At 66.4% G+C, this 1,323-nt stretch carries 3 protein-coding genes; all 3 read left to right on the forward strand.

Annotated elements, in window-relative coordinates:
* On the forward strand, nucleotides 1-441 hold a 441-nt coding region (locus tag EOC06_RS37370; protein ID WP_164899002.1), incomplete at its 5' end, for a cysteine hydrolase family protein.
* Nucleotides 434-784 (forward strand): cupin domain-containing protein, encoded by a 351-nt coding sequence (locus EOC06_RS37375; protein WP_127330529.1) that lies wholly within the window; start codon nucleotides 434-436, stop codon nucleotides 782-784. The genes EOC06_RS37370 and EOC06_RS37375, both read left to right, overlap by 8 nt.
* Nucleotides 781-1,323: amidase family protein (locus EOC06_RS37380; RefSeq protein WP_245470436.1), on the forward strand; the 543-nt coding region annotated here is incomplete at its 3' end. The genes EOC06_RS37375 and EOC06_RS37380, both read left to right, overlap by 4 nt.

Consider the following 1,323-nt stretch of genomic DNA (forward strand, 5'->3'; position numbering starts at 1 on the left):
GACCTGTCGGACCTGCCGCCGGCCAAGCGCAATCGCGGCAATCCGGCGATCCGCATCGGCGATGTCGGGCCGATGGGCCGCGTGCTGATCGTCGGCGAGCCGGGCACCGCAATCCTCGACGAGCTTGCGCCGCTGCCGGGCGAGATCGTCATCGAAAAGCCCGGCAAGGGCGCCTTCTACGCGACCAGCTTCGGTGGCGAGCTGAAGCGGCTCGGCGCACAGCAGCTGGTTTTCGCCGGCGTCACCACCGAGGTCTGCGTGCAGACGACGATGCGCGAGGCCAATGATCGCGGCTATGAGTGCCTGCTCGCCGAAGACGCGACGGAAAGCTATTTTCCCGAATTCAAGGCGGCGGCACTAGCCATGATCCGGGCGCAGAGCGCCATCGTCGGCTGGACGGCAACGACCGACCAGGTGCTCGAGGGAATTGCCAATGCCTAATTTTGCCTTTGCCGGCCTGCTCGACGGCGGCTGGCGCGATCTCGCGTTCGAATATTTCCGCGACGGCATCAGCGTGCACTGGCTGCTGAAGGGCGGGCCGGTCGAGCCGTCGGTCGCGATCCTGAAATACCGGTCCGGCGCCAGCGTGCCGCGACACCGACATGTCGGGCTGGAAACCATCGTCGTGCTGGAAGGCACCCAGAGCGACGAGAACGGCGACTATCCCGCCGGCAGCGTCATCCTGAACCCGGTCGGCACCGAGCATTCGGTGTGGACGAAGGACGGTTGCGTCGTGCTGATCCAGTGGGACCTGCCGGTGATCATTCTGGAGGAGACGAAATGAGCGATATCCATTTCGACATAGCGAGCCTTCACGCAGCCTATCGGGGAGGCCTCGCCGTTGGCGATGTGATCGCGACGATCTTTACCCGCATCGAAGCGGCCGACGACCCGGGCATCTTCATCCATCTCGCCGCCAAGGCGGATTTCCTAGCCCAGGCCGCGGCACTCGGTCCGTTCGACCCGGCGACAAAGCCGCTCTGGGGCATTCCCTTCGCCGTCAAGGACAACATCGACGTCGCCGGCATGCCCACGACGGCCGCCTGCGCCGAATACACCTATTGGCCCGAGAAAGACGCCACCGTTGTGACGCGGCTGAAAGCGGCCGGTGCGCTGGTCGTCGGCAAGACCAATCTCGACCAATTCGCCACCGGCCTAGTCGGCGTGCGCACGCCCTGGCCGATCCCGCGCAATGCCATCGACGAGGCGCTTGTGCCAGGCGGCTCCTCCTCGGGGTCGGCGGTGGCGACGGCGCGCGGCATCGTCTCCTTCGCGCTTGGCACCGACACCGCCGGCTCCGGCCGCATTCCGGCCGGCCCCAAC

Source organism: Mesorhizobium sp. M7A.F.Ca.MR.362.00.0.0 (genome assembly GCF_004023175.1).
GTDB lineage: Bacteria > Pseudomonadota > Alphaproteobacteria > Rhizobiales > Rhizobiaceae > Mesorhizobium.

Bases quoted from the DNA above. Each gene is read 5' to 3' on its own strand.
- EOC06_RS37375 (WP_127330529.1), top strand. From the start codon at position 434: ATGCCTAATTTTGCCTTTGCCGGCCTGCTCGACGGCGGCTGGCGCGAT.